This window comes from Methylocystis sp. Se48, from assembly GCF_056269425.1.
In genome coordinates this window covers 3,152,865-3,173,829 of sequence record NZ_CM149850.1, presented here as the reverse complement: position 1 = coordinate 3,173,829, position 20,965 = coordinate 3,152,865, and the positions used below count along the sequence as shown (strand labels likewise).

Sequence of the window (20,965 nt, the reverse complement as noted above, 5' to 3'; positions counted from 1 at the left end):
GGGAAACCGAGGACTTTACCGCGCCAGCGGCGGCCCTCACGGCGCCTCCGTAATCTTCCTGAACGGCTTCGGCATCCGCCCGCTCTTCAGCAACCGCGAGAAGATCGCCAATCCCCCCGGCTCGTTGCCGTTGGGATGCACCAGCACGATCGACCCCGCCCGAGGCGGCGGCCCCAGCGCCAGCCATGAATCCGCGCCGAGCGCCACGAGATGGCGCGCCTTTAGTTTCTCCAGCAGCGCCGCGTCCGAGACGAGCCCCGGAAACCGGAAGAAAACGGAGGGCGTCTCGCCGTGGGCGATGAGGATTTTCTCGGTCTCGAAAATCTCGCGGTCGAGATCGACGCCGGGGCGCAGCAGGTAATTTTGTGAGTCCTTGAGCCCGACGACATAGGGGTGCGAATAGGAGTGATCCGCCCATGTGATGTCCAGCGCGCCGGACCGCGCCTTCTCCTGCAGCCAGGCGAAATCCGCGCCGTGATGCGCAATCCAGGCGCCCGACGCCGCGAGCGTCAGCGGCGTCCCCGGCCCCTGCGCCGCTACCTCCTCGATGAAGGGGCGGTCGAGCGGCTTGTGGCTCGGGCAGAGGTCGCCGGTCACGAAGACGCCGCCGCCCTTGCCGTGGACGAGCCCGGCGTTGACGAGCGCCGGCGGCCGGTCCGGATCGGCGGGCGGGCGCACGGCCTGAATGAAGCGCGTTTCGGCTTCCTCGTCGTCGGTCGTGGGCGCGCAGCGCCAGCAGGCCGCGCGTTCGAGCGAGGTTTCGAGCGTCTGCGGATGGACCGCAAGCAGCAGCTTCTCCCCGTCGACGCTCATCCGGCGGGTGGCGAGGCGCGCCTCGCCGTCCTTCTCGCAGCGTTCAAAGACCGCCGCGTAGTCGCGCACCCGCGCGCCCGTCGCGCCCGGCTCCGGCGCGATCGACACGGGGCCGCACGCCTGCGCGCTCCGGGCGGTTGCGGGCGCGACGAGGCTCGCGCAAATTAGAAGTCGAAAGAGGGCGGGTTTCACGCGCGCGATGTTTAGCAGAAAGTTTCTTCCTGAACAGCCGAGTCTCGACGTCGAGACGACCGAATCGGCCGAGGTCGCGGCGCGTCTCGGCGCGGAGATCGCCGCCCAGTTCGGCCCGCGCGAGGAGGCTCCCCTGTCCGTCACCGTCCGCGACGGCGCGGGGGCGCTGATCGGGGGGCTGAATGGCGTCACCCATTGGCGCTGGCTTTATATAAGGCATTTGTGGGTCGCGGAATCGCAGCGCGGGCGCGGCCTCGCCCTGCGGCTCATGCAATCGGCGGAACGCGCGGCGCTCGCCCGCGGCGCCATCGGCGCCTATATCGATACGTTCGATCCGCGGGTGGCGGCGTTCTACGCGCGTCTGGGCTTCGAGCGGGCTGGCGAGATCGCCGATTTTCCGCCCGGCGGGCGGCGGATTTATCTAAGCAAGCGGCTTCGCCCATGATGAGAGCCATGGTCCTGCGGCGCCCCCATGCGCCGCTCGAAATGGATGAGCGCCCGCTTCCCGCGCCGGGGGCCGGGGAGGTGCGGCTGCGCGTCGAGGCCTGCGGCGTCTGCCGCACGGATCTCCATGTCGTCGATGGCGAACTGACGCGGCCGAAGCTCCCCATCGTGCCGGGCCATGAGATCGTCGGCCGCGTCGAGGCGCTGGGGCCCGGCGTTTCCGGCCTCGCGATCGGCCAGCGCGTTGGCGTTCCGTGGCTTGGCCACGCCTGCGGCCATTGTCCCTACTGCGCCAGCGCGCGCGAAAATCTGTGCGACGATCCGCTCTTTACGGGCTATACGCGCGACGGCGGCTACGCCACCCACGCCGTCGCCGACGCCGCTTTCAGTTTCCCGCTGCCGGAGACCGGCGACGCCGCGACGCTCGCGCCGCTGCTTTGCGCGGGCCTCATCGGCTGGCGCACGCTGAAGATGGCGGGGCCAGCGCAGACCATCGGGATCTACGGTTTCGGCGCCGCCGCGCATATCATCGCGCAGGTCGCGATTTTGCAGGGCGCGCGCGTGCACGCTTTCGTTCGGCCCGGCGACACGGCGGCGGCGGACTTCGCCCGCGCGCTCGGCGCGGCGAGCGCGCAGGAGTCGACCGCCCCTGCGCCCGAGCGGCTCGACGCCGCGCTGATCTTCGCGCCCGTCGGGGCGCTCGTCCCGCAAGCGCTCGCGGCGGTGAAAAAGGGCGGGGCCGTCGTTTGCGGCGGGATCCATATGAGCGACATCCCGAGCTTTCCCTATGCGCTGCTGTGGGAGGAGCGCCGGCTCGTATCAGTCGCCAATCTCACGCGCGACGACGCCCGCGAATTTCTCGCGCTCGCGCCGACTCTGCCGCTGAAAATGCACGCGACGCCCTATCCGCTCGCCGAGGCGAATGCGGCGCTGGCCGATCTGCGCGAGGGGCGGTTGCAGGGCGCGGCGGTGCTCGTTCCCTGACCCCGTCATGGGGCGCGGCGCAACGGCGGCGGCAGGATCGCGGCAATCTCGTCGGCGATGGCGCGAAGGTCGCGCTTTGCATCCACCCGACGCCAGGCGATCTCGCCGGCGTCCTTCGCCATCTGCGCCTCGAGCACTGTGCGCGTCGCGTCCGATACGTCGTTGACGCGCGCCTCCACGCGCGCCATCCGCTGCGCGAGATCGACGTCGAGCCAAACGCCGAGGAATGGCGCGCCCGCTTCTTTCGCGACGTCCTCGATCGCCGCGCGATCCTGCGGGCGGTCGAACACTGCGTCGGCGATGACAGGCCAGCCTGCGGCTGCGACATGGGCGGCGGAGTCGAACAGCGCGAGATACACTTTTTCGGAGACGTCGCTGCGATAGGCTTCAGGCGGCAGGCGGTCCGTCGCCTCGACGCCGAAGAGGCGCTTGCGGAGGCGGTCGCTGTTGAAGACGCGTGCGCCCGGCGCGGGGGCGAGGCGCGGCGCGAGCGCCGCCGCGACGCTCGACTTGCCGGAGCCGCTGAAGCCGCCGATCGCCACGACGCCGGCGCGCGCGGGTAAGAGCAGGGCGCGTGAAAGATCGAAATAAGCGCGCGAAATTTCTGCGTGGCTCTGAGAAGCTTCCACATGCGCGCGGATCGTCGCGCGCAGCGACATGAAAAAAGGCAGCAACGGAAGTCCGTCGTCTTCGTTTTCGTCACGCGCGTCGAGGTAGCGGTTGAGCGCGACATTCGCGAAATCGGCGTGGCCGACGCGCCAGAGATCCATCAACAGGAAAGCGAGATCGTAGAGAACGTCGATTGTCGATAGGTCGTCGGAAAATTCGAGGCAGTCGAAGGGCGTCGGCTCTCCTTCGAACAGACAGACATTGCGCAGGTTGAGATCGCCGTGACACGGCCTCACCTTGCCTTGCGCGCGGCGCGCCTCGATGCGCGCGGCGTTCCTTCCCAGTGTCTCGCGTAGCGTCGCGAGATGCGCATCGATCTCGTTCATCGGCGCGGGGGCCGCCTGGCGCAGGCTCGCGGCCATGCCGTCGATGATTGTCGCCATCGCCGCCGCGCCGCCGCGCGCCCTGTCCGGCGCCGCCGTGTCGTGGGCGGCCGCGGTCTTGCGCGCGAGGCGTTCGATCATGTCTCTCGTGAGCCGGCCGTCGCGCGCCATCCGGGCGAGCAGCGCATCGTCGGGAAAGCGACGCATCTCCACGACGGCGTCGACGACGGCGCCGGCACCGTCGAGCGCCAGCCTTCCGTCCGTTTCGCGCGTGACGCGCCGCACGCCGAGATAAAGCTGCGGCGAAAAGCGCCGGTTGAGCGCTACTTCGCGTTCGCACATGTCGAGTCGGAGCGCCGGGGTCGAGAAATCGAGATAGGGCAGGCGCACGGCGCGCTTGAGCTTGTAGACGCGATCGCGCCCCAGAATCACAACGGAAATGTGCGTCACGACAGTCTCGGTCGCGCGAAGGCGCGCGGCGAGGAAAGCCACGGTTTCGTCCTGCGCGCAGGTCATTTTTCGAACCGTTCGACGAAGAGCGTCTTGGCGATATGCGCGAGACATGCATAGCAGAGAAGGAAAATTCCGATCGCTGGCCAATAGGAGCCGGGCAGCGGGGTGAAGCCGAAAACCGGCGCGAGCGGCGAATATGGCAGCATCGCGCCGATCAAGCAGACAATGAAAGTCATGAAAAGAAGCGCGCCGCTCGCCCGGCTCTCGATGAAAGGAATGCGGTTGGTACGAATGATGTGAATGATGAGCGTCTGCGTGAAAAGCGACTCGACGAACCAGCCGGTCTGAAAGAGCGGCGGTCTGTTCCAGGCGTCGAATGCGACGCCCATTAGAATAAATGTCGCATAATCGAAGATCGAACTGACCGGCCCAAGGAAGAGCATGAATGTGGCGATGCCGCCGATGTCCCACTTGCGCGGGCGGGCGATCAGTTCTTCGTCGACGTTGTCCGCCGGGATGGCTGTCTGCGAGAGGTCGTAAAGCAGATTGTTGGTCAGAATCTGCACCGGAGTCATTGGCAGAAAGGGCAGAAAGACGCTCGCGCCGAGGACGCTGAACATGTTGCCGAAATTGGAGCTCGCGCCCATTCGCACATACTTCAGTATATTGGCGAAGACCTTGCGTCCCGAGATTACGCCGTCCTTGAGCACGCCAAGGCTTTTTTCGAGCAAGATGATATCGGCGGACTCGCGCGCGATATCAACGGCGGTGTCGACTGAAATGCCCACATCGGCGGCTCTGAGCGCCGGTCCGTCGTTGATGCCGTCGCCGAGATAGCCGACCACGTGGCCCTTGCGCCGCAGCGCCGCAACCACGCGCGCCTTCTGCGGCGGCGAAAGCTTCGCGAAGACGGTCGTCGACGACGCGAATTCCTCAAGTGATTTTTCGTCCATGCCGTCGATCTCGGCGCCGAGCGCGAGGCGGTCGATCTCGAGCCCGACGTCCCGGCATATCTTGCGCGTGACGATGTCGTTGTCGCCGGTCAGAATCTTGACCGCGATTCCATATGACCGGAGGTCGGCGATAGCCTGCGCGGCGCTTTCCTTGGGCGGATCCAGAAAGGCGATGTATCCGAGCAGAGTCAGTCCCGTTTCGTCCGCCGGAGAGAAGACGCTCTGGCCTGGAGGCGCGTTCTTGTAGGCGACGGCGATGACGCGAAAACCTTCGGCATTGAGGTCGTCCGTTTGGCGCCTCGCCGCTTCGATATGCGACGGATCAAGCTCTCCGCAGGCCTCGACGGTTTCGAAGCGGGTGGAGACGGCGAAAATCTCTTCGACCGCTCCCTTGCAAATCAGCAATCTTTGTCCGTCGTCGCGATCGACGACGACGGATAGGCGGCGTCTTTCGAAATCAAATGGGATTTCGTCGATCTTGACGAAGCTGTGGCGCGGGTTCAGGCGCTGCTCAAGTTCGGCGTGATCGAGCACGGCGACGTCGAGAAGGTTTCTCAGGCCTGACTGGAATCGGCTGTTGAGATAGGCGAATTCGAGAACGCGGTGGGATTCCCGACCAAAGATGTCCAGACAGCGCTTCAGGACAATTCTGTCCTGGGTCAGCGTCCCGGTCTTGTCGGTGCACAGCACGTCCATCGCGCCGAAGTTCTGAATCGATGGAAGCCGCTTGACGATGGCCTTTCTGCGCGACATCTCGATCGCGCCTTTCGCGAGGTTCACCGTGACGATCATCGGCAGCATTTCAGGCGTCAGACCCACGGCGACGGAAACGCCGAAGAGGAATGCGCCGGCCCAGTCTCCCTTGAACCAGCCGTTAATGAGTATTACGGCCGGCGCCATCGCCGCCATGAAGCCGATCATGAGCCAAGTGAATTTCTTCATGCTTTGATCGAAGGCGGTGGGTTCCGAGGCCGCGACGATCCTGTCGGCGATCGCCCCGAAAAAAGTTCGGCCGCCGGTCGCGACGACGACGCCCATGCCGTAGCCGCTCACAACGTTCGAGCCCATGAAGACGAGATTTCCCGCCTCGAGCGGAGCGTCAATCGGCCCGGAGGGCGCGCGAGCGAATTTTTCCACTGGCATCGCTTCGCCGGTAAGAGACGATTGGTTGACGAACAAATCCTTCGTTTCGATCAGCCGGAGATCGGCGGGGATCATGTCGCCGGCCGAAAGGCGCACGACGTCGCCGGGGACGAGGTCCTCCAGGTAGATTTCCGCGAAAGGATCCCGTCCGTTTCCCTCAAGCTCCGGCCGCCGTACGGAGGCGTGCGTGCGCACCATTGCGCGGAGCTTGTCGGCGGCTGCGCTGGAGCGGCGCTCCTGCGCGAAAGCAAGCAGCACGCTCAGCACGACGATCGCGGAAATCACGATCGCCGCGCCCGGGTCCGCGAGCGCCCAGGAGGCACCGGCGAGTGCGAGGAGAAGGCCGTTGAGCGGATTGAAGACATGGCGCGCGAGTTCGCGGAAGAGGCCAGCTCGGGCTTCCCGGGCAATGCCGTTCGGACCGTAGCGTTCGCGCCGGCGGGCGGCTTCGCCCTCGGAGAGCCCGTCCGTCGTGGCGTCGAGGCTGGCCAAAAGAGAGTCGATGTCGCGACGCGACGCGCTTTCCAGTCTCTCGCGGAGCGAAGCGTCCCCTGCAGCGCCGATCGTTGTCACGCGGCGGCCTCCCGACGGACGGACGGCGCGTCTAGAAAGCGATTCACCATCGTGTAACTCCCGCTAAGTAGGATAACGCAGCGTTGCAGACACGGAAGTCCGGCGGACGTCCCTTTCTGCGTTTCTTGGAGCGCGCGTCGCAGGACGCCGGGCGGCACTTTCCCATGGTCATATGACAATGCGCATCGTCATCGTCAGCGATCATGCGCATATCAACGGCGGACTTGCAAAGGTTGCGATCGACAGCGCCAAAGGCTTTGCGCGGCGCGGACTGAGGGTCGATTATTTCTCAGCCGTCGGACCCGCAGATCCCGGCCTGGCCGAGGCGGGGGTCGCGGTTACGCTGCTTGATCAGCCCGACGTCGCTTCGACCGCCTCGCTCGCGCGGTTCGGCGCGCAATGGCTGTGGAATGCGAAAGCGGAACGCGGCCTGACGCGCCTCCTCGCCGCCTGCAACCCGGCGGAGACGATCGTGCATGTGCATGGCTGGTCCAAGGCGCTCTCGCCCTCGATCGGCAGGGCGCTGCGAGGCGGCGCGCTGCCGGTCGTGCACACTTTGCACGAATATTATCTCGCCTGTCCCAATGGCGGCTTTTACGACTACGGCTCCGCGCGCAACTGCGGTTTCCTCGCCATGTCGCCGGGCTGTGTCGCTCACAATTGCGACTCGCGCAGCTATCCGCGCAAGTTGATGCGCGTCGGCCGCCACGCGCTGATGCGCCATGTGAGCGGCCTTTACGATACGGCGCGCCACGTCATCACGATTTCCAGGCTCCAGCGGGATGTCATCGCGCCCTATCTGCCGCGCGACGCGACCTTCTACGATGTGGCGAATCCGATCGACGTCGCGGACCTCGGCCCCAAGCCCGACGGCGGCGCGGGCGATTTCCTTTTCGTCGGCCGCCTCTCCGCCGAAAAGGGCCCGCGTTACTTCGCGGAGGCGGCGCGGCTCGCCGGCGTCGCGCCGGTCTTCGCCGGCGACGGGCCGGAACGCGAGGCGCTCGAAAGGGAGTTCCCTGAGGCGAAATTCCTCGGCTGGCGCAGTCCTGCGGAAGTGCGCGAGGCGCTGCGCGGCGCGCGCGCGCTCGTATTCCCTTCCGTCTGGTACGAAGGACAGCCGCTCACGGTCCTCGAGTCGCTCGCGCTCGGCACGCCGGTCATCGTCAGCGATCTCTGCGCGGGGCGGGAGGCGGTGCGGGATGGCGAGACGGGTTTCTGGTTTCGCAGCGCGGACGCCGACTCGCTCGCGACCGCGATCATGCGCCTTTCCGACGACGAGACGGCGCGGCGCATGGCGCGGGCCGCCCACGCGGCGTATTGGGCTGATCCGCTGACGCTCGACCGCCACCTCGACGCAGTCGAGACGGTCTACGAGAAAGTGCGGGCGAATCTGCGCGAGACGGCGCCGCGCGCCCTCAGGCGGCAGGTTCATTCCGGAGAATGTTGGTGAAGATCGCCGTTGTCGTCGCTACGACGGGACGCCCAGAGGTTGTCGGGGAGTCGCTGGCGCGTCTTGCAAGAGACGGGCGCTTGGCCGACGTCTCGCTGGTCGTTGGGGCCTCGGCGGAAGATGCGCCGCGCGACCCCGGCGCCGCGCGTTTCGTCGTCGCGCCGGTGAAGGGCTCCGGCGCACAGCGCAATCACGCGCTGGATCTCCTCGGCGACGAGGTGGATATAGTTGTTTTTGTCGACGACGATTTTATACCCGCGCCCGGTTTTCTCGACGGCGTGGAGCGGCTGTTCTCGGCGCATCCGGAAGTCGTCGCGGCTTCGGGACATCTGATCGCCGACGGCATTCATTCGTCGGGCCTCGGCTTCGCGGAAGCGGATGCGCTCGTCGCGGCCTATCATGCGCCCGCGCCGGACGGGTTCTGGCTCCGCGACGCCACGGGAACCTATGGCTGCAACATGGCCTATCGCCGCGCCGCCGCGCCGCATGTGCGCTTCGACGAGAATCTCCCGCTCTACGCCTGGCTCGAGGATACGGATTTCTCCGCGCAATATGCGCGCGCGGGGCGCGTCGTGCGCACAAACTATTTCGCCGGCGTTCATCTTGGCGTGAAATCGGGACGCACTTCCGGCCTGCGTCTGGGCTATTCGCAAATCGCCAATCCGCTTTATCTCGTGCGCAAGGGCACGGCGGCGCCGCGTTTCGCGCTGCAGCTCGTCGCGCGAAACCTGGCCGCCAATCTGGTCAAATCGCTGCGACCCGAGCCCTGGGTCGATCGCCGCGGCCGTCTGCGCGGCAATCTTCTCGCGCTTTTCGACGCGCTGCGCGGCCGCGCCGATCCGCGCCGCGTGCTCGATTTGTAACGCTTACTGAAACTGAGGCCGCCGCAGCCGCGCGGCGATCTTCGGACCAATGAGGCTGCGCAGACCCGCGACGTCGAAGGCGTAAGCGATTGCGCCGTAAACGGCGACGCCGGCGGCGACCTGGCTCGCGAGCGTGACGACGCCGGGCGGAAGGCCGCGGATCGGCGCGCCGGCGGCGACCATGGCGGCGGTCGCGGCGGCGGCGCCGAAAATGTCGCGCGCGCGCGGCCACATCGGCTCGAGCAGGAAGAGCATCATGACGAGCGCCGCGAGCCCGCTCATCGTGGAAATCGACTGGGCGTTGGCGAAGCGCGTCGCGTCGGGCGTCACGGGAAGAAAGATGACGGCGAGCGAATTGGCGAGAGACGCGACGAGCGCGGCGATGATGAGCGGCGAGAGCTTGTGCGAAATCTGAAACGCCGTGTTGACGCCGTAGTTCATCATCGCGAAAGCAAAGAGCGCGGGCGTCATCAGCGCGAAATAATGCGCGAAAGGCCCGCGGAAATTTTCCGGCACGAACAGCGCTTCGAAACTCGGCAAAATGAGCCAGCATCCCGCGACCGAGGGCGCGACGACCGCGAAGACGACGCCAAGATTGCGTGAAATCTGGGCGCGCGCAGCGTCTGCGCCGTCGGTCTTTTCGGCATGCACGGCGATCTGGAACAGGATCACGTCGACCGCCGAACCGATGGCGCCGACAATGCGGACGCCGGTTTCGAAGGCGAGCGAAATCTGGCCTACCTCCGCGAAGCCATACATTTGCGAGGCGAGCGTGCGATTGATCAACGGCACGGTCTGATAAAGGACATTGGCGAGAACGATCGGCAGGCCATAAGCGAGGAAACGCGCTGCGAGCTTGCGCTCCGCCGCGTGAAATCCCGCGCCCGGATCCGTGAGCGCGCCGCGGCCGAAGACGAGAGATCCCATGACCGAGACGATCATGCCGAGGAGCGCGACATTGGCCGAATGAAACAGGAAGGCGCCGCCGGCCGTGAGCGCGAAGGCCAGCACGTTCTTGGCGATCACCAGCGCGCCATAGGCCCGGTCGTGGAAACGGGCGCGCACCAGCGCGCTGGCGAAGTCGAACAGGCCGTTCGAGATCGAGACGCCGACCGCGAGCGCCGCGAGGTCGCGGCTGAGCGGCAGATCGAGGCGCAACATCCACAGCGCGCCGGCGGCGGCGGCGGCGAGCGCCGCCAGCGCGGCGAAGGAGGCGTCCAGCGTGGCGCGTATTTGCGGACGCTCGCGGCGATCGCGTTCGGAGTAGAAGCGCGTCGCGGCGAGGCGCAGCCAGTCGAAGACGAGCGTTTGCAGCACGACGGCGACCGACAGCGCCAGCACGAAGCGCCCGTATTCCGCAGGCCCCAGAAACTTGGCGACGAGCAGGCCGACGACGAAATTGAGCAGGCTGTTGAGGATGAAGGGAACCATCATCCACATGGCGCCGCGGTCTCCTTGCGAGGGGGCGGCGGCGTCCTCAAAGCTGGAACCTCAGGCCCACCAGATAGACGTTCGCCGTATAGTCGGCGTTGGGGAAAGAGCTGTCGAGCAGCTCATGCATATAGCTGCCGCGCAGCGAGATTGTCCGGGTGATTTTGTAATCGAGCTTAACGCCGAGGCTGCCGCCGCGTTCGATAACGTCGGCGCCCTGGTAATTGTTCGTAAAGTAACTGCCCGTGACGGTGACGTTCAGATTGCGCATGAAGTCGTGCGACAGTTGCGCGGTGAAGGATTGCGTCAATACGCCCGCTGCGTTGGCGAGCGTCGTCTCGTTGAGCGTCGTGGAGCCGCGCAGCGTCATGGTCGTCAGAGCCGAGGGCGTGTAGATCAGCGCGGCGTCGACGACGGGTCCGCGCAGCGGCGGCAATCGCGGATCGTCGTAATTGCGCTGGCCGTAGCCGCCGGAAACCTCGCCCTTGACCAGTTCGGTGACGTTGAACGCCGCGCCGCCGCGCACGATGAAACCAGTGCTGTCGCGGTAGAAGCCGTTGAAGTCGGTCGGCAGGTCGTGCACGCGCCGGTCCATCGTCCCCTCGACGAAGGGCTTCAGATCCGGGTTCACTTCGTAGGAGAGACGGCCGAGGCCGCCGAAGCCATTGTAACTCGTGCGCGCAAGGTCGAGGAAAGTGCCGTCCGAATAGAGGGCGTTCTGATACCACACGCGATCGTAGGTTCCGCGCAGCGATAGTTCGATGCGGTTGAATTTCTGCGTGACGCCCGGCTGAACGCCGACGCCGAGCACGATCGGGCGGTTTAGAACCTGCACCGTCTGAACGCCCGAAAAGATCGCTGGCGCGCCGGGACGAATCGTGTCGAGGGAAAGGCGCCCGCGCAAGTCGAGGGCGGCGTCGCGGGTCAGGTCGTAGCGCGCCGTCATCGCGCCCGAAGCGTCCGGCCGGCTCGCGAGCGGAAAATCGAAATATTCCGAATAGCCGCCGCGCAGCTCTCCCTCCAGGCTGTGGCGCGCCCAATCCGATTTGACCTTGACGCCGCCCTCGCCGCGAAACACCGCCGAGGGGCGCGGATTGAGATTGGGCGAGAGGCGGTTGGGGTTGTCGTCGTAGCCGCCGGTCGCCTCGACATAAGGAAAAATCAGCGTCGAACCGGCGGCGACGCCGATCGGGTCGTAGGGATTCAGCTCGACCTTGGGCTTCGGCTTGGTCTTGATTGTGGGCTCGACGGCCACGGTCGGCGGCGGCGGCAGGGCGGGAAGCGGCGCGGCGTTCGGCGCGGTCGTGGGGCGCAGCCTGAGCGCCTGCCTGGCCTGATAGGACGTCTTGTAAGGCTCCAGCGCCGGCAGGGGATTCCTCGGCGAGAAGGGCGGCGGATAGGGAAGGCGGCGGGGCGGATAGGGCCTTGGCAGCTTTTCCTTTTTAACCGGCGGGCCGTAATTGGCCGCGGCGGAGACGGGCGGCTCCTTCTCGGGCGCGACGCCGCGCATCAGCGGGGCGGGCTGGGGCGGAATTTCGAGTTCGAGGGCGCTCGGCGTCTGCGCCGGACGGATCAATGGCTGAGGCGGCGCCGGCGCGTTCGTCTTGCGGAGCGGCAGGCGCGATTGGGGCGGCGCCGACTGGCCGCCGGCCGGCGTCGCCGCGAGCGCCGTGAATGCGGCGCAGAGCGCGGCCAGAGCGACGCGGCTCCCCAGGCTTTCCGACGGCACGATTTCCCTCTTCCAACGCGCCGGCGGCCGCTACGCGAGCGCGGGGCGCTCGCCTAGCGATAGGGAAATATGGTTAACGGGGCCTTATCAGCTTGGCTATTCCATGCCGAGCGCAGAAAGATAAAGGTCTAGAATCTCTTCTTCTTCCTGACGCTTATGTTTGTCTTGCCGGCGCAGCGAGACGACCTTGCGGATGATCTTGGGATCAAATCCTGTCCCCTTGGCTTCGGCGTAGACGTCCTTGATGTCGTCGGCGATCGCCCGCTTCTCCTCCTCGAGTTTTTCGATTCGCTCGATGAAGGCGCGTAGATGTCCGCCGTCGACGGCGTTGGTGTCCATGGCGATTTCCCGCGAGAGTTGCGCCGGCGCGACCCTTGTTCGCCGACTGTTTCAGTCGAGGGTTGCGACAGCTTCATGACCTCGTCAAGGCGTCCGGGGGCTCAATCCCCATATTCCGCAGGAAGGGCTTCGAGCGTGATCTCGGCCGTTCCTGCGTTATTGCCGTAGAAGTGCAGCCAGGAGCCGTCGGCGTTGAACGGGCTCTGGCCTGCGAGCAGCGCGGTCGGAACGAAGCCGGAATAGGCGTCGTTGACGTAAATGAACAGTTCGCCCGCCTTGGGCGCCTTGAAGCGCACCGTCATTTTCCGCTTGTCGGAGCCCGAGGGGAATGGCGGATCAGGGTTTGCGGGAATGACGGCGAAGCCGTCCGTTCCGATCTGGAGCATAGGCTTGAACCAGGGCTCGTCGATGATGCGCCGCGCCGCGAGGCCGACCAGAAACATGGCGGCTTTTTCCGGGAAGGACAGTTCGTTGCGCTTGAGGCCGCCGAGATTGGCGGCCAGCGACGCGTCGCGCCAGTCTTGCCCGATCGTGAAGGTCGCGAGATAGCTGCGGCCTTTTTCGAGCGCCAGACCCGTCGCGAAACAGGGGTTGTTCGTCTCGAAGGTCAGTCGCGTCGCGCCCTCGGGAACGCGCGCGCCCGACGATCGGCAGACGTCGCCCTGAAAGGCGCGCAGGTGGAACGCGAGGCGGTCGGCGCCGAAGACGGCGACGGCGGCGGCGAGAACGAGAAGCGTCGCGGGCAGGAGGCGGTTGGAGACGAAACGCCATCCCGCGCAGGCGGTCTCGGAGCTGGTCAGAATCCAGGCGACCCCGTTCCAGAAGCGCTCCAGCCAATTTCTTTCCCTGGGCTCCGCCATGCCCCAGGACATGCGCGACCGGTCGGCGATGACCTTCCGCAAATGGCCGCCCCACCAGAAAGAGACCAGGAAAATGGCGATCAGCGTTCCCGCGACGAGCGGGTGCTGGACGAAAGACTCCAGCCAGGGGGAGAGGAAGCCCGGCAGATAGCCCGACGCAAAGCCGGCGACGCTCGAAAAAGCATAGGCGAGCGGATTGTCCGCGGCGCTGGAGTCCTTGTCGAGAAGCGGCGTCAGCAGCAGCAGGATCAGCGACCAGAGCGTGACCTGATACATGACGCGCCGCCAGAAGACCGCCGCCTCGACGAGCTTCGCCAGCTTGCCGTCCGGCGCGCGCAAGGTCGCGATCGCGTCGTTCAGTCCCACTTCGAGCGGCGTCGCGGGGCGCGCCTGCGCAGGCGCGAGAAAGGCGCCGCTCTTTCCCGGCGCGACCTCGTAAAGCGTGCGCCCGTCGTCGTCGACGACGTTCATCCGGGCGGGCAAGGCGATTGGCGCATAGCCGTCGAAGCGCAGCGCCATGCGGTGGATGACGCTCTCGTGAATGAGCGGCGTGGCCGGCCCCTCGCCGGCCGCATCGGCCGCCGGCGTGTCTTTCTGGACCCTCTGCGTCAGCCGGCGCGCGCTCTCAAGCACGCCCGCGACGTCGCGCGGCTTGTAGCGGTAGAGGGCATTGAGCCCGCTGCGGGAATCGTAGAGTTGTCCGAAAGCGGTCGCTTTCGCTGAAACGTCCGTAACGACGGCGTCGCGAAAGGCGACGCCCTGTTTCATCGCCTCGCGCATGATCCAGCGCAATGGCAGGAACGCCTGGCTGTCGTCCGGGTAGCCGCCGCCGACATTGGCGTGCACCCCCGCGAACCACACCTGGCGGCTGCGCTCGCAGACCTCCTCGAAAGCCTTCGCCGCCGCCTCTTCCGGCGTTCGCCCGGCCGCCATCAGTGCCGCGGCGCGCGCCGCGCGCTGCTCTTTCGCCTGCCTGCGGGCCAGCGCGTCGTCGAAGGGAATGGGCGTGAAAGCGTCGCGCTCGTCGTCGATCGAGAGCGCATGGCGCGCGACCGTCACATAGTCGGGAAGATCATAGCTGCTGAAGGTGAGCGGGAAGATGAATTTGTCGATGACCACCCGCAATTCCTCGACCGGCATCCCATAGGCGCCGACCGTGTCCCACAGGCCGAGAAAGTCGATTTTTTCGACTTTGATATTTCTCTCGCGATCATAGGGGCGCCGTTTCAGCCAGCCGTCGAGCAGCGGCGTGACGATATGGTCGCGCGGCCAGCGCCAGAGGTTTTCGAGGCGCAGGAGGGTTTTGAAGTGATCCGCGCGCATCTTGCGGTAGGCGCAGCGAGCGAGCCGGTCCAATTCCTCTTCGGAGTCCGCATCGACAGGGAGCCCCTGCGAGTCGACGAGGCCGACCAGCACGCGCATGGTGAAGGCGCCGCGGCTGAACCCGAAACAGGCGATCCTCGGAACCTCGTCCTTGCGCGCTTCGGGGATTTTCCCTGTCTCCGGGTCTCTCAGCTTGGCGATGGCGTGGGCGTAATGGCGCGTTAGGAATTTGTAGAGGTCCAGAACGTTGCGCTTCATGCCGATGCCGAAGGCGCCCGTGACGGCGGCGAGCCAGCGGTGCTGCGACGAACCCACGCCGTCGTCGTAATAGGCGATCTGTCCCTTCTCCGGCGTCATGTCGAGCGCGTCGTAGAGACGAAAGACGTTGGTCTTGAACGGCGAGGCCGAACTGTTGCCCGTGCCGTCTGAAAAAAGAACAATTGTCTTGAACATATGCGCCTCCGCGAAAAAATCCGTCTTCAGTAATGGCCGATAGAGCAACATGCGCGGCCGCGGAACGCAAGCCCGCCTTCGCCCGCCGCCCATCTTGAAAGAGCGGCTCTCGCGTCCGACATTGCGGAGGCGCGGACGGCCGCGCATGGAGCGAACAAGACATGAGCGGCGACGGAGAATTCCGCAGGGATTACCCCGATGCGCGGGCGTCCTATATCCCGCCGCAGGCCCTTGAGGGCGTGCGGACGCGCCGGGTCATGGCCGTGGCGCTGGATTTGTTTCTGGTGACGGGTCTCTCGGTCGCGCTGTTCGTCGGCCTGTTCGTTCTCAGCTTCGGAATGTCGGCGCTCGTCCTGCCGCCGCTCTTCCCGCTCATCGCGTTTTTCTACAACGGCCTGACGGTTTCCGGCTGGCGCATGGCGACGCCCGGCATGGCGTTCATGGATCTCGAAGTGCGCACCATGCAGGGAGAGCCCGTGCCTTTCCTTCAGGCGGCGGTCCACGCCGTGCTGTTCTACGTCACATGGCTGCTGCCGCCGCTGCTGCTGGTTTCCCTCGTGACGAGCGACAAGCGTTGCCTTCACGATATTCTCGCGGACGTTATCGTTTTGCGCCGCTCCGCCTGATTTCGTGATTGGCGCGGCGCGGCTTCCCGCCCTATTCTCGGTCGTGAGCCAGGGACCGAAACGAGCGTGACCAAAGAACCTCGCGACGCGCCACAGTTCTACCTCACCTCGCCGGCGCCATGCCCCTATCTGCCGGGCCGCGCGGAGCGCAAGGTGTTCACCCATCTGATCGGTCTGCGCGCGCCAGCGCTCAACGACACGCTGACGCAATCCGGTTTCCGCCGCTCGCAGACGATCGCCTATCGTCCCGCCTGCGAGCAATGCCGCGCCTGCGTGTCGGTGCGGGTGAAAATCGCGGATTTCTCGGCCTCGCGGGGGCTGCGCCGCGTCCTGCGCCGCAATGCGGACATCGTCGGCGAGGCGCGTCCCGCGCGCGCGACGCCCGAGCAATATGCGCTTTTTCGGCGCTATGTCGGCGCCCGCCACGCGGATGGCGGCATGGCCGACATGAGCATGGTCGACTATCAGATGATGATCGAGGACAGCCACGTGGACACGCGGCTGATCGAATATCGCCTTCCGGCGGATGCGCCGGGCGGCGACGCGGATCGCCTCGTCGCCGGCTGCCTCACCGACCGTCTCGCGGACGGCCTGTCGATGGTCTATTCCTTTTACGAGCCGGATTTCGAATCGCGTTCTCTCGGCGCCTACATGATTCTCGATCACATGCGGCGGGCCGAGGCTGCGGGGCTCGCGCATCTTTATCTCGGTTATTGGGTCGAGGGCTCGCGCAAGATGGCCTACAAGGCCCGCTTCCTGCCGCAAGAGCGATTGGGGCCCGAGGGATGGATGCGCGTGGGCTGACCCTCGCCGGCGCCGCCGGAGAGCGGCGTTTACATTGCGCTAACCACGTTCCTACGGCGCATCGGCAAGTAACGCTCTTTCAAAACCGGCCGGGCCATGGTGGCGGAAGAGGGGTTCGTCATGCCGCTGTTCTTCGTCGCTTTGGTTTGCCTCGGCGCCGCCGGCGTTTCGGTGATGCGCGCCTATCGCCGTCTCCTTGAGCTCGACGCGCGCTGCGAGGCCGCCGCGGCCGATATCGAGGCTGAATTCGGCAAGCGCCGCGCGCTCTTGCCCGCTCTCGTCGGCGTCGTGCGCGCCTTCGAGGCGCATGATCGCGACGCCCTCGACGCTCTCGTCAAGGCGCATGGCGCGGTTCAGCGCGCGACGAGCCCGCAGGCGCGGCTCTTCGCGGAGACGCGGCTGGGCGACAGCGTGCGCGCGCTTCTGGCGCGTGCGCAACTGTCGGAACAGTTGCGGAGCCTGCCGGAGTTTCACGAATTGCAGGAGGCGTTCGACGAGACGGAGCGCCGTCTCGCGGCCGCCCGCCGCGATCAGGCCGCGGCCGTCGACGCATTCAACGCCGCGCTGCGCCGTTTCCCGTCCCGCCTCTTCGCCGAGCGCCTGCGGCTGGCCCCCCGCGCTTTCTACGACATCGCGGCGGAGCGCCTGTTCGAGGGAGCGGCGGCGCGGGCCTGACGCGGCGCGGGCGGCGGCCATAAAATCGCCGCCTGTTCGCGCCTTGTTAACCCTTGAGCTGCTCATCATGTAATTTGTCGGACGGCGTAGCCTTGGGCGGCGCCGGCCGCGTCGTTTGTTCCCCTCCGCAGCCGCGGAACCGACTGCGACTGGAGCGACTGGTGCGAAAAATAGCGATTCTCCCGTTTTCTCTTGGCCTTGCCTTCGGCGCGGGCCTTCCGGCCGTCGCCGAGACCGGGCAGGCCGAATGGGCGCAGCGCTACGACGCCGACGCGCGCCTCACCGTGTCGCGCTCGACGACGCCGATTCTCTCCGAGCAGACCGTCGCGGCGACGGAAGCCGCGATTGAGCATTATCGTGAAATCGTCGCCAACGGCGGCTGGCCGACGGTGCCGAACCAGCAAATGCGGCTCGGGTCGAACAGCCCCGCCGTGTCGGCGCTGCGCCGCCGTCTCATCGTCTCGGGCGACATCGGCCACGAGACGGGCACGAGCCCGGTCTTCGACTCGTACGTCGAAGCCGCCGTGCGCCGCTTTCAGGCGCGCCACGGCATCATCGAGACGGGCGTCGTCAACCAGCAGACGCTCACGGCGCTGAACGTTTCGGCCGAGACGCGCCTGCGCCAGCTCGAAACCAATCTCGTGCGCCTGCGCAGCTTCTCGCGCGACCTCGGCAATCGCTACGTGACCGCCAACATCCCCGCCGCGCAGGTGGAGACGGTGGAAAACGGTCAGGTCGTCACGCACCACATTGCGGGCGTCGGCAAGATCGACCGCCAGTCGCCGGTGATGCAGACCAAGGCCTATCAGGTCAATTTCAATCCGTTCTGGACTGTGCCCGCCTCGGTCATCCGCAAGGATCTGATTCCGAAAATGCAGGCGGACCCGAACTATCTGCGCGACAACCACATCCGCGTCTACAACAAGGAAGGTCAGGAGCTGCAGCCCGAGCAGATCAACTGGCGGTCGCTCGACGCGCTCAATTACAAGTTCCGGCAGGACATCGGCGGCGACTTCAACTCGCTCGGCGTGGTGCGCATCGACATCGCCAATCCCTACGGCGTCTACATGCACGACACGCCCGCCAAGGGCGTGTTCGGCGACGACTATCGTTTCGTCTCCTCGGGCTGCATACGTTTGCAGAACGTGCGCGACTATGTCGCCTTCCTGCTGCGCGAGACGCCGGGCTGGGATCGCGACGCGATCGACCGCGCCATCGCCTCGGGCGAGCGCCTCGACGTGAAGATCACGCCGCCCGTGCCGGTCTATTGGGTTTACGTCACAGCTTGGGGCACGCCGGACGGGATCACCCAGTTCCGCGAGGACATTTACCAGCGTGACGGGCTGAACGCCGCGCGCGCGACCGAGACGCCGGATTATTCGCAGTCCCCGACGCCGCAGCCGCCGCCCGTGGCCCAGGCCGCCGCGCCGCGACCGCTGCGCAGCGAGCCGCTGCTGCCGCGCGACGACGAGAATTGACCGACGCGCGAGTCCCGAGGATAGGGTGGGCGGCTACTCCTGCGCCGCCTTCCAGGTGCCGCCGCACATATCCGTCGACGACGACCATGCGCCTGTTCCCTTGCCGCCCTTCAGCGCGCCGTGGAAACGGGCGACATGGTCGCCTTCCGCGGTGAAGCGCGCGACGATGTTGCCGTCCTCGTCCACATAGCCCCAGGACGAAACGGCGGCGCCCTCGGCGGCGGCGAGCTTGTTGTCCGCGATCTGGAGTTTGGATGGGATGAGCGCGGGGCAATTTCCGACGCTCGTGACCGCCTCCACGCGCCAGGATCCGTTCGGGTCGCGTTGCGAGGCCGTCGCCGCGGGCTCGTCCGCCGCTTCCTTGCGATGATGCGAGCGCTCCTTGTGATCTTTCGCCAGCGCGCCGCCCGTCGTGAGCGACGCCGCTAGCGCGATTGCCCAAAACCTCATTTGGCTTCCCCCAAAGCCCGCTGCAAAACGTCGAACATGTCGCAGCCGGCAAAGATGAACTCGGAAACGCCCGCGCCGCGCAGCGCTTGCTCGAGTTCGCCCGGCCGTCCGGCGGAATAGAGCCGCGCGCCCGCGCCCTTGAGCGCGATCGCGGCCGGCGCCGCGGCGTCGGCGTAGATCCGGTCGGACGAACACAGGCAAGCGAGTTTCGCGCCAGATTCGCGGAAGGCCGCGACGATCTCCGAGGTCGACTCCGTCTCCGGGCCGAAAACCGCCTCTACGCCGCCGGCTTCGAAAAAGTTCTTGGCGAAATTGGCGCGGGCGGTGAAGGCCGCGACCGATCCGAGATTGGCGAGAAACACCCTCGGGCGCTTGCCTGTCTTTTGGGCATAGGCGTCCGACTCGTCGCGCAGGCGTTCGAAGGGCTCAGAGAGGCGCCGGGGCGCGAGGGCCGGAGTCTTCAGCGCCCCCGCGGGGGCCTCGGCGGTCTGGCGGGCCGCGTCGAAGGGCGCGACGACATCGAGCATCTTCTCGTGAATGTCCGGGAATTCATTGGCGCCGATGATCTTCTCCCGGGCGCGCGCGACCCTTTTCGCCCGCTCGCCCGCGGTCTCCGCCACGCGGGCCTGGAACGTTCCCTTCTCCAGCGCCGCCGGCAGGCCGCCCTCGGCCTCGATCTGCTGGAAGGCCGCCCAGGCGCGTTCGCACAGCTCTTGCGTCAGCGCCTCAAAGCCGCCGGCGCCGCTCGCCGGATCGTCCACCACGTCGATATGCGACTCGTCCTGCAGCACGAGCTGGGTGTCGCGGGCGAGGCGCCGGGCGAAACCGTCCGCCGCGCCGAGCGCCTGGGTGAAGGGCAGGACGGCGATCGCATCCGCGCCGCCGATTGCCGCCGAGAAGGCCGCAAGCGTCCCACGCAAAATGTTGTTCCATGGGTCGCGGCGCGACATCATGCGCCAGGCGGTCTCGGCGAAGATCAGCGCCGGCTTCGGCGCAAGGCCGCAGGCCTCCTCAACGCGCGCCCATAGGCGGCGGGCCGCGCGGAATTTGGCGACGCCCATGAATTCGTCGGCGTCGGCGGCGAAACGCAGCGCGACGAGCGAGCGCGCCGTCTCGATGTCTACGCCATTGTCGGTCAGCGCGCGCAGATAGGCGACGGCCGCCGAGAGCGCGAAGGAGAGCTCCTGGGTTTCGGAGCCGCCGGCCGCGTGGATTACGCGCGCGTCGGCGACGACGGCGCCCTTGGCGAAGCCCGCCCTGGCGACCGTTTTGGCGGACTCGGCGAAGGTCTTTTGGGCCTGCGCCCAGGGCGCGGGCGCGAAGCCGTGCAGCGCCTGAAGTCCGAGCGGGTCGAGGCCCAGCGAAATGCGGGTGATCGAGGGCTCGATGTGATGGCTGTCGACATAGCGCATGATCGCCGCTGCGGCGTTGGGCGCGCGCGGAGAGGCCTCGACCAGAACGGGGATGCCGTAATCGAGCCGGATTCCTTCCAGAAGATGCCCAATCGTTTCGTCGCTGTCGCTCGTGAGGCCCGCGCCATAAGCGCCCTGCGAACCCGCGAAGACGATGTGCAGGCCGTCCGCGCCGCCTTCGAGATCCTCAAGAGCGAGCTTGTTGGCGGCGTCGGGGTCGGCGAGGTCGACGCGGCCGAGAATCGACCAGCGGCCGGGCGTGCGGCGCAGGGCGCGGGGGGCTTCCGCGGCCGCGCGGGGGTAAAGCGGCGCGATGGCGACGCCGTCATAGGTCTTGGAGACGAGCGTTTCGAAAGACGCGCCTTTCAGCGCCTTGTCGACGAGTTTGCGCCACTGCTCTTCGGTCGGCTGTGGAAAAACTCCGGCGATGGCTGTCTCGGTGGCGCTCATTTGGTCCTGACCCCTCGTGTTTTGCGGGGCCTTTTGCCACGAAGCGCCGCCGGGGGGAAGCGGGCGCCGGGAGCG

The 20,965-nt window shown here is 66.6% G+C and carries 17 protein-coding genes; 8 read left to right on the top strand and 9 right to left on the bottom strand.

What is annotated here, in order from left to right:
* Positions 1-36 precede the first annotated feature (36 nt).
* Entirely contained in the window at positions 37-921 is an 885-nt protein-coding gene (locus ACV959_RS15460) for a polysaccharide deacetylase family protein (RefSeq protein WP_475737454.1), read from the bottom strand.
* Positions 922-1,012: 91 nt separating this feature from the next.
* Here ACV959_RS15460 and ACV959_RS15455 point away from each other — a divergent pair, with 91 nt between their 5' ends.
* Both ACV959_RS15455 and ACV959_RS15450 read left to right on the top strand, forming a co-directional pair.
* Positions 1,013-1,450 (top strand): GNAT family N-acetyltransferase, encoded by a 438-nt coding sequence (locus ACV959_RS15455; RefSeq protein WP_475737453.1) that lies wholly within the window; start codon positions 1,013-1,015, stop codon positions 1,448-1,450.
* Positions 1,450-2,433 carry a zinc-dependent alcohol dehydrogenase family protein gene (locus ACV959_RS15450; RefSeq protein ID WP_475739688.1) on the top strand — a complete coding sequence of 328 codons (984 nt, stop codon included), beginning with the start codon at positions 1,450-1,452 and terminating at the stop codon, positions 2,431-2,433. The genes ACV959_RS15455 and ACV959_RS15450 overlap by 1 nt, the downstream gene beginning before the upstream one ends.
* 5 nt (positions 2,434-2,438) lie before the next feature.
* On the opposite strand, the gene ACV959_RS15445 is transcribed toward ACV959_RS15450, so the two are convergent.
* Together ACV959_RS15445 and mgtA are read right to left on the bottom strand one after the other, a co-directional pair.
* Complete coding sequence (locus tag ACV959_RS15445) at positions 2,439-3,941, bottom strand: bifunctional aminoglycoside phosphotransferase/ATP-binding protein (RefSeq protein ID WP_475737452.1); 1,503 nt, start codon at positions 3,939-3,941, stop codon at positions 2,439-2,441.
* Complete coding sequence (mgtA, locus tag ACV959_RS15440) at positions 3,938-6,547, bottom strand: magnesium-translocating P-type ATPase (protein WP_475737451.1); 2,610 nt, start codon at positions 6,545-6,547, stop codon at positions 3,938-3,940. Before mgtA ends, ACV959_RS15445 begins: the two co-directional genes overlap by 4 nt.
* A gap of 178 nt (positions 6,548-6,725) precedes the next feature.
* Here mgtA and ACV959_RS15435 point away from each other — a divergent pair, with 178 nt between their 5' ends.
* Both ACV959_RS15435 and ACV959_RS15430 read left to right on the top strand, forming a co-directional pair.
* Positions 6,726-7,997, top strand: a complete 1,272-nt coding sequence (locus tag ACV959_RS15435; RefSeq protein WP_475737450.1) for a glycosyltransferase family 4 protein — start codon at positions 6,726-6,728, stop codon at positions 7,995-7,997.
* A complete protein-coding gene (locus ACV959_RS15430) occupies positions 7,994-8,860 on the top strand; it encodes a glycosyltransferase family 2 protein (protein WP_475737449.1) in 867 nt (288 codons plus the stop codon). The genes ACV959_RS15435 and ACV959_RS15430 overlap by 4 nt, the downstream gene beginning before the upstream one ends.
* Before the next feature lie 3 nt (positions 8,861-8,863).
* On the opposite strand, the gene ACV959_RS15425 is transcribed toward ACV959_RS15430, so the two are convergent.
* From ACV959_RS15425 to ACV959_RS15410, 4 genes are all read right to left on the bottom strand, one after another.
* A complete protein-coding gene (locus ACV959_RS15425; RefSeq protein WP_475737448.1) occupies positions 8,864-10,300 on the bottom strand; it encodes a lipopolysaccharide biosynthesis protein in 1,437 nt (478 codons plus the stop codon).
* Positions 10,301-10,337: 37 nt separating this feature from the next.
* A complete protein-coding gene (locus ACV959_RS15420) occupies positions 10,338-12,020 on the bottom strand; it encodes an outer membrane beta-barrel protein (RefSeq protein ID WP_475737447.1) in 1,683 nt (560 codons plus the stop codon).
* Between the two features lie 96 nt (positions 12,021-12,116).
* Entirely contained in the window at positions 12,117-12,359 is a 243-nt protein-coding gene (locus tag ACV959_RS15415; RefSeq protein ID WP_475737446.1) for a DUF2312 domain-containing protein, read from the bottom strand.
* A gap of 101 nt (positions 12,360-12,460) precedes the next feature.
* Positions 12,461-14,995 (bottom strand): DUF2235 domain-containing protein, encoded by a 2,535-nt coding sequence (locus ACV959_RS15410; RefSeq protein WP_475737445.1) that lies wholly within the window; start codon positions 14,993-14,995, stop codon positions 12,461-12,463.
* A gap of 161 nt (positions 14,996-15,156) precedes the next feature.
* Between ACV959_RS15410 and ACV959_RS15405 the strand changes: the two genes are divergently transcribed.
* From ACV959_RS15405 to ACV959_RS15390, 4 genes are all read left to right on the top strand, one after another.
* Positions 15,157-15,621, top strand: a complete 465-nt coding sequence (locus ACV959_RS15405) for an RDD family protein (protein ID WP_475737444.1) — start codon at positions 15,157-15,159, stop codon at positions 15,619-15,621.
* Positions 15,622-15,687: 66 nt separating this feature from the next.
* Complete coding sequence (locus ACV959_RS15400; protein WP_475737443.1) at positions 15,688-16,425, top strand: arginyltransferase; 738 nt, start codon at positions 15,688-15,690, stop codon at positions 16,423-16,425.
* 96 nt (positions 16,426-16,521) lie between these two features.
* The gene (locus ACV959_RS15395; protein WP_475737442.1) at positions 16,522-17,100 is read left to right on the top strand and encodes a LemA family protein; all 579 of its coding nucleotides are present in this window, start codon (positions 16,522-16,524) and stop codon (positions 17,098-17,100) included.
* Positions 17,101-17,261: 161 nt separating this feature from the next.
* Positions 17,262-18,578, top strand: a complete 1,317-nt coding sequence (locus ACV959_RS15390) for a L,D-transpeptidase family protein (protein WP_475737441.1) — start codon at positions 17,262-17,264, stop codon at positions 18,576-18,578.
* Positions 18,579-18,611: 33 nt separating this feature from the next.
* Here the strand turns inward: ACV959_RS15390 and ACV959_RS15385 are convergent, their stop codons facing one another.
* Positions 18,612-19,028 (bottom strand): hypothetical protein, encoded by a 417-nt coding sequence (locus tag ACV959_RS15385; protein WP_475737440.1) that lies wholly within the window; start codon positions 19,026-19,028, stop codon positions 18,612-18,614.
* Positions 19,025-20,890, bottom strand: a complete 1,866-nt coding sequence (locus ACV959_RS15380; RefSeq protein ID WP_475737439.1) for a methylmalonyl-CoA mutase family protein — start codon at positions 20,888-20,890, stop codon at positions 19,025-19,027. Before ACV959_RS15380 ends, ACV959_RS15385 begins: the two co-directional genes overlap by 4 nt.
* Between the last annotated feature and the right edge of the window lie 75 nt (positions 20,891-20,965).

Excerpts from the sequence above, each read along its gene's own strand:
- ACV959_RS15425 (WP_475737448.1), bottom strand. The coding sequence starts at position 10,300 with ATGTGGATGATGGTTCCCTTCATCCTCAACAGCCTGCTCAATTTCGTC.
- ACV959_RS15385 (WP_475737440.1), bottom strand. The coding sequence starts at position 19,028 with ATGAGGTTTTGGGCAATCGCGCTAGCGGCGTCGCTCACGACGGGCGGC.
- ACV959_RS15395 (WP_475737442.1), top strand. The coding sequence starts at position 16,522 with ATGGTGGCGGAAGAGGGGTTCGTCATGCCGCTGTTCTTCGTCGCTTTG.
- ACV959_RS15445 (WP_475737452.1), bottom strand. The coding sequence starts at position 3,941 with ATGACCTGCGCGCAGGACGAAACCGTGGCTTTCCTCGCCGCGCGCCTT.
- ACV959_RS15410 (WP_475737445.1), bottom strand. The coding sequence starts at position 14,995 with ATGTTCAAGACAATTGTTCTTTTTTCAGACGGCACGGGCAACAGTTCG.
- ACV959_RS15455 (WP_475737453.1), top strand. The coding sequence starts at position 1,013 with ATGTTTAGCAGAAAGTTTCTTCCTGAACAGCCGAGTCTCGACGTCGAG.
- ACV959_RS15415 (WP_475737446.1), bottom strand. The coding sequence starts at position 12,359 with ATGGACACCAACGCCGTCGACGGCGGACATCTACGCGCCTTCATCGAG.
- ACV959_RS15435 (WP_475737450.1), top strand. The coding sequence starts at position 6,726 with ATGCGCATCGTCATCGTCAGCGATCATGCGCATATCAACGGCGGACTT.
- ACV959_RS15450 (WP_475739688.1), top strand. The coding sequence starts at position 1,450 with ATGAGAGCCATGGTCCTGCGGCGCCCCCATGCGCCGCTCGAAATGGAT.
- ACV959_RS15380 (WP_475737439.1), bottom strand. The coding sequence starts at position 20,890 with ATGAGCGCCACCGAGACAGCCATCGCCGGAGTTTTTCCACAGCCGACC.
- ACV959_RS15405 (WP_475737444.1), top strand. The coding sequence starts at position 15,157 with ATGAGCGGCGACGGAGAATTCCGCAGGGATTACCCCGATGCGCGGGCG.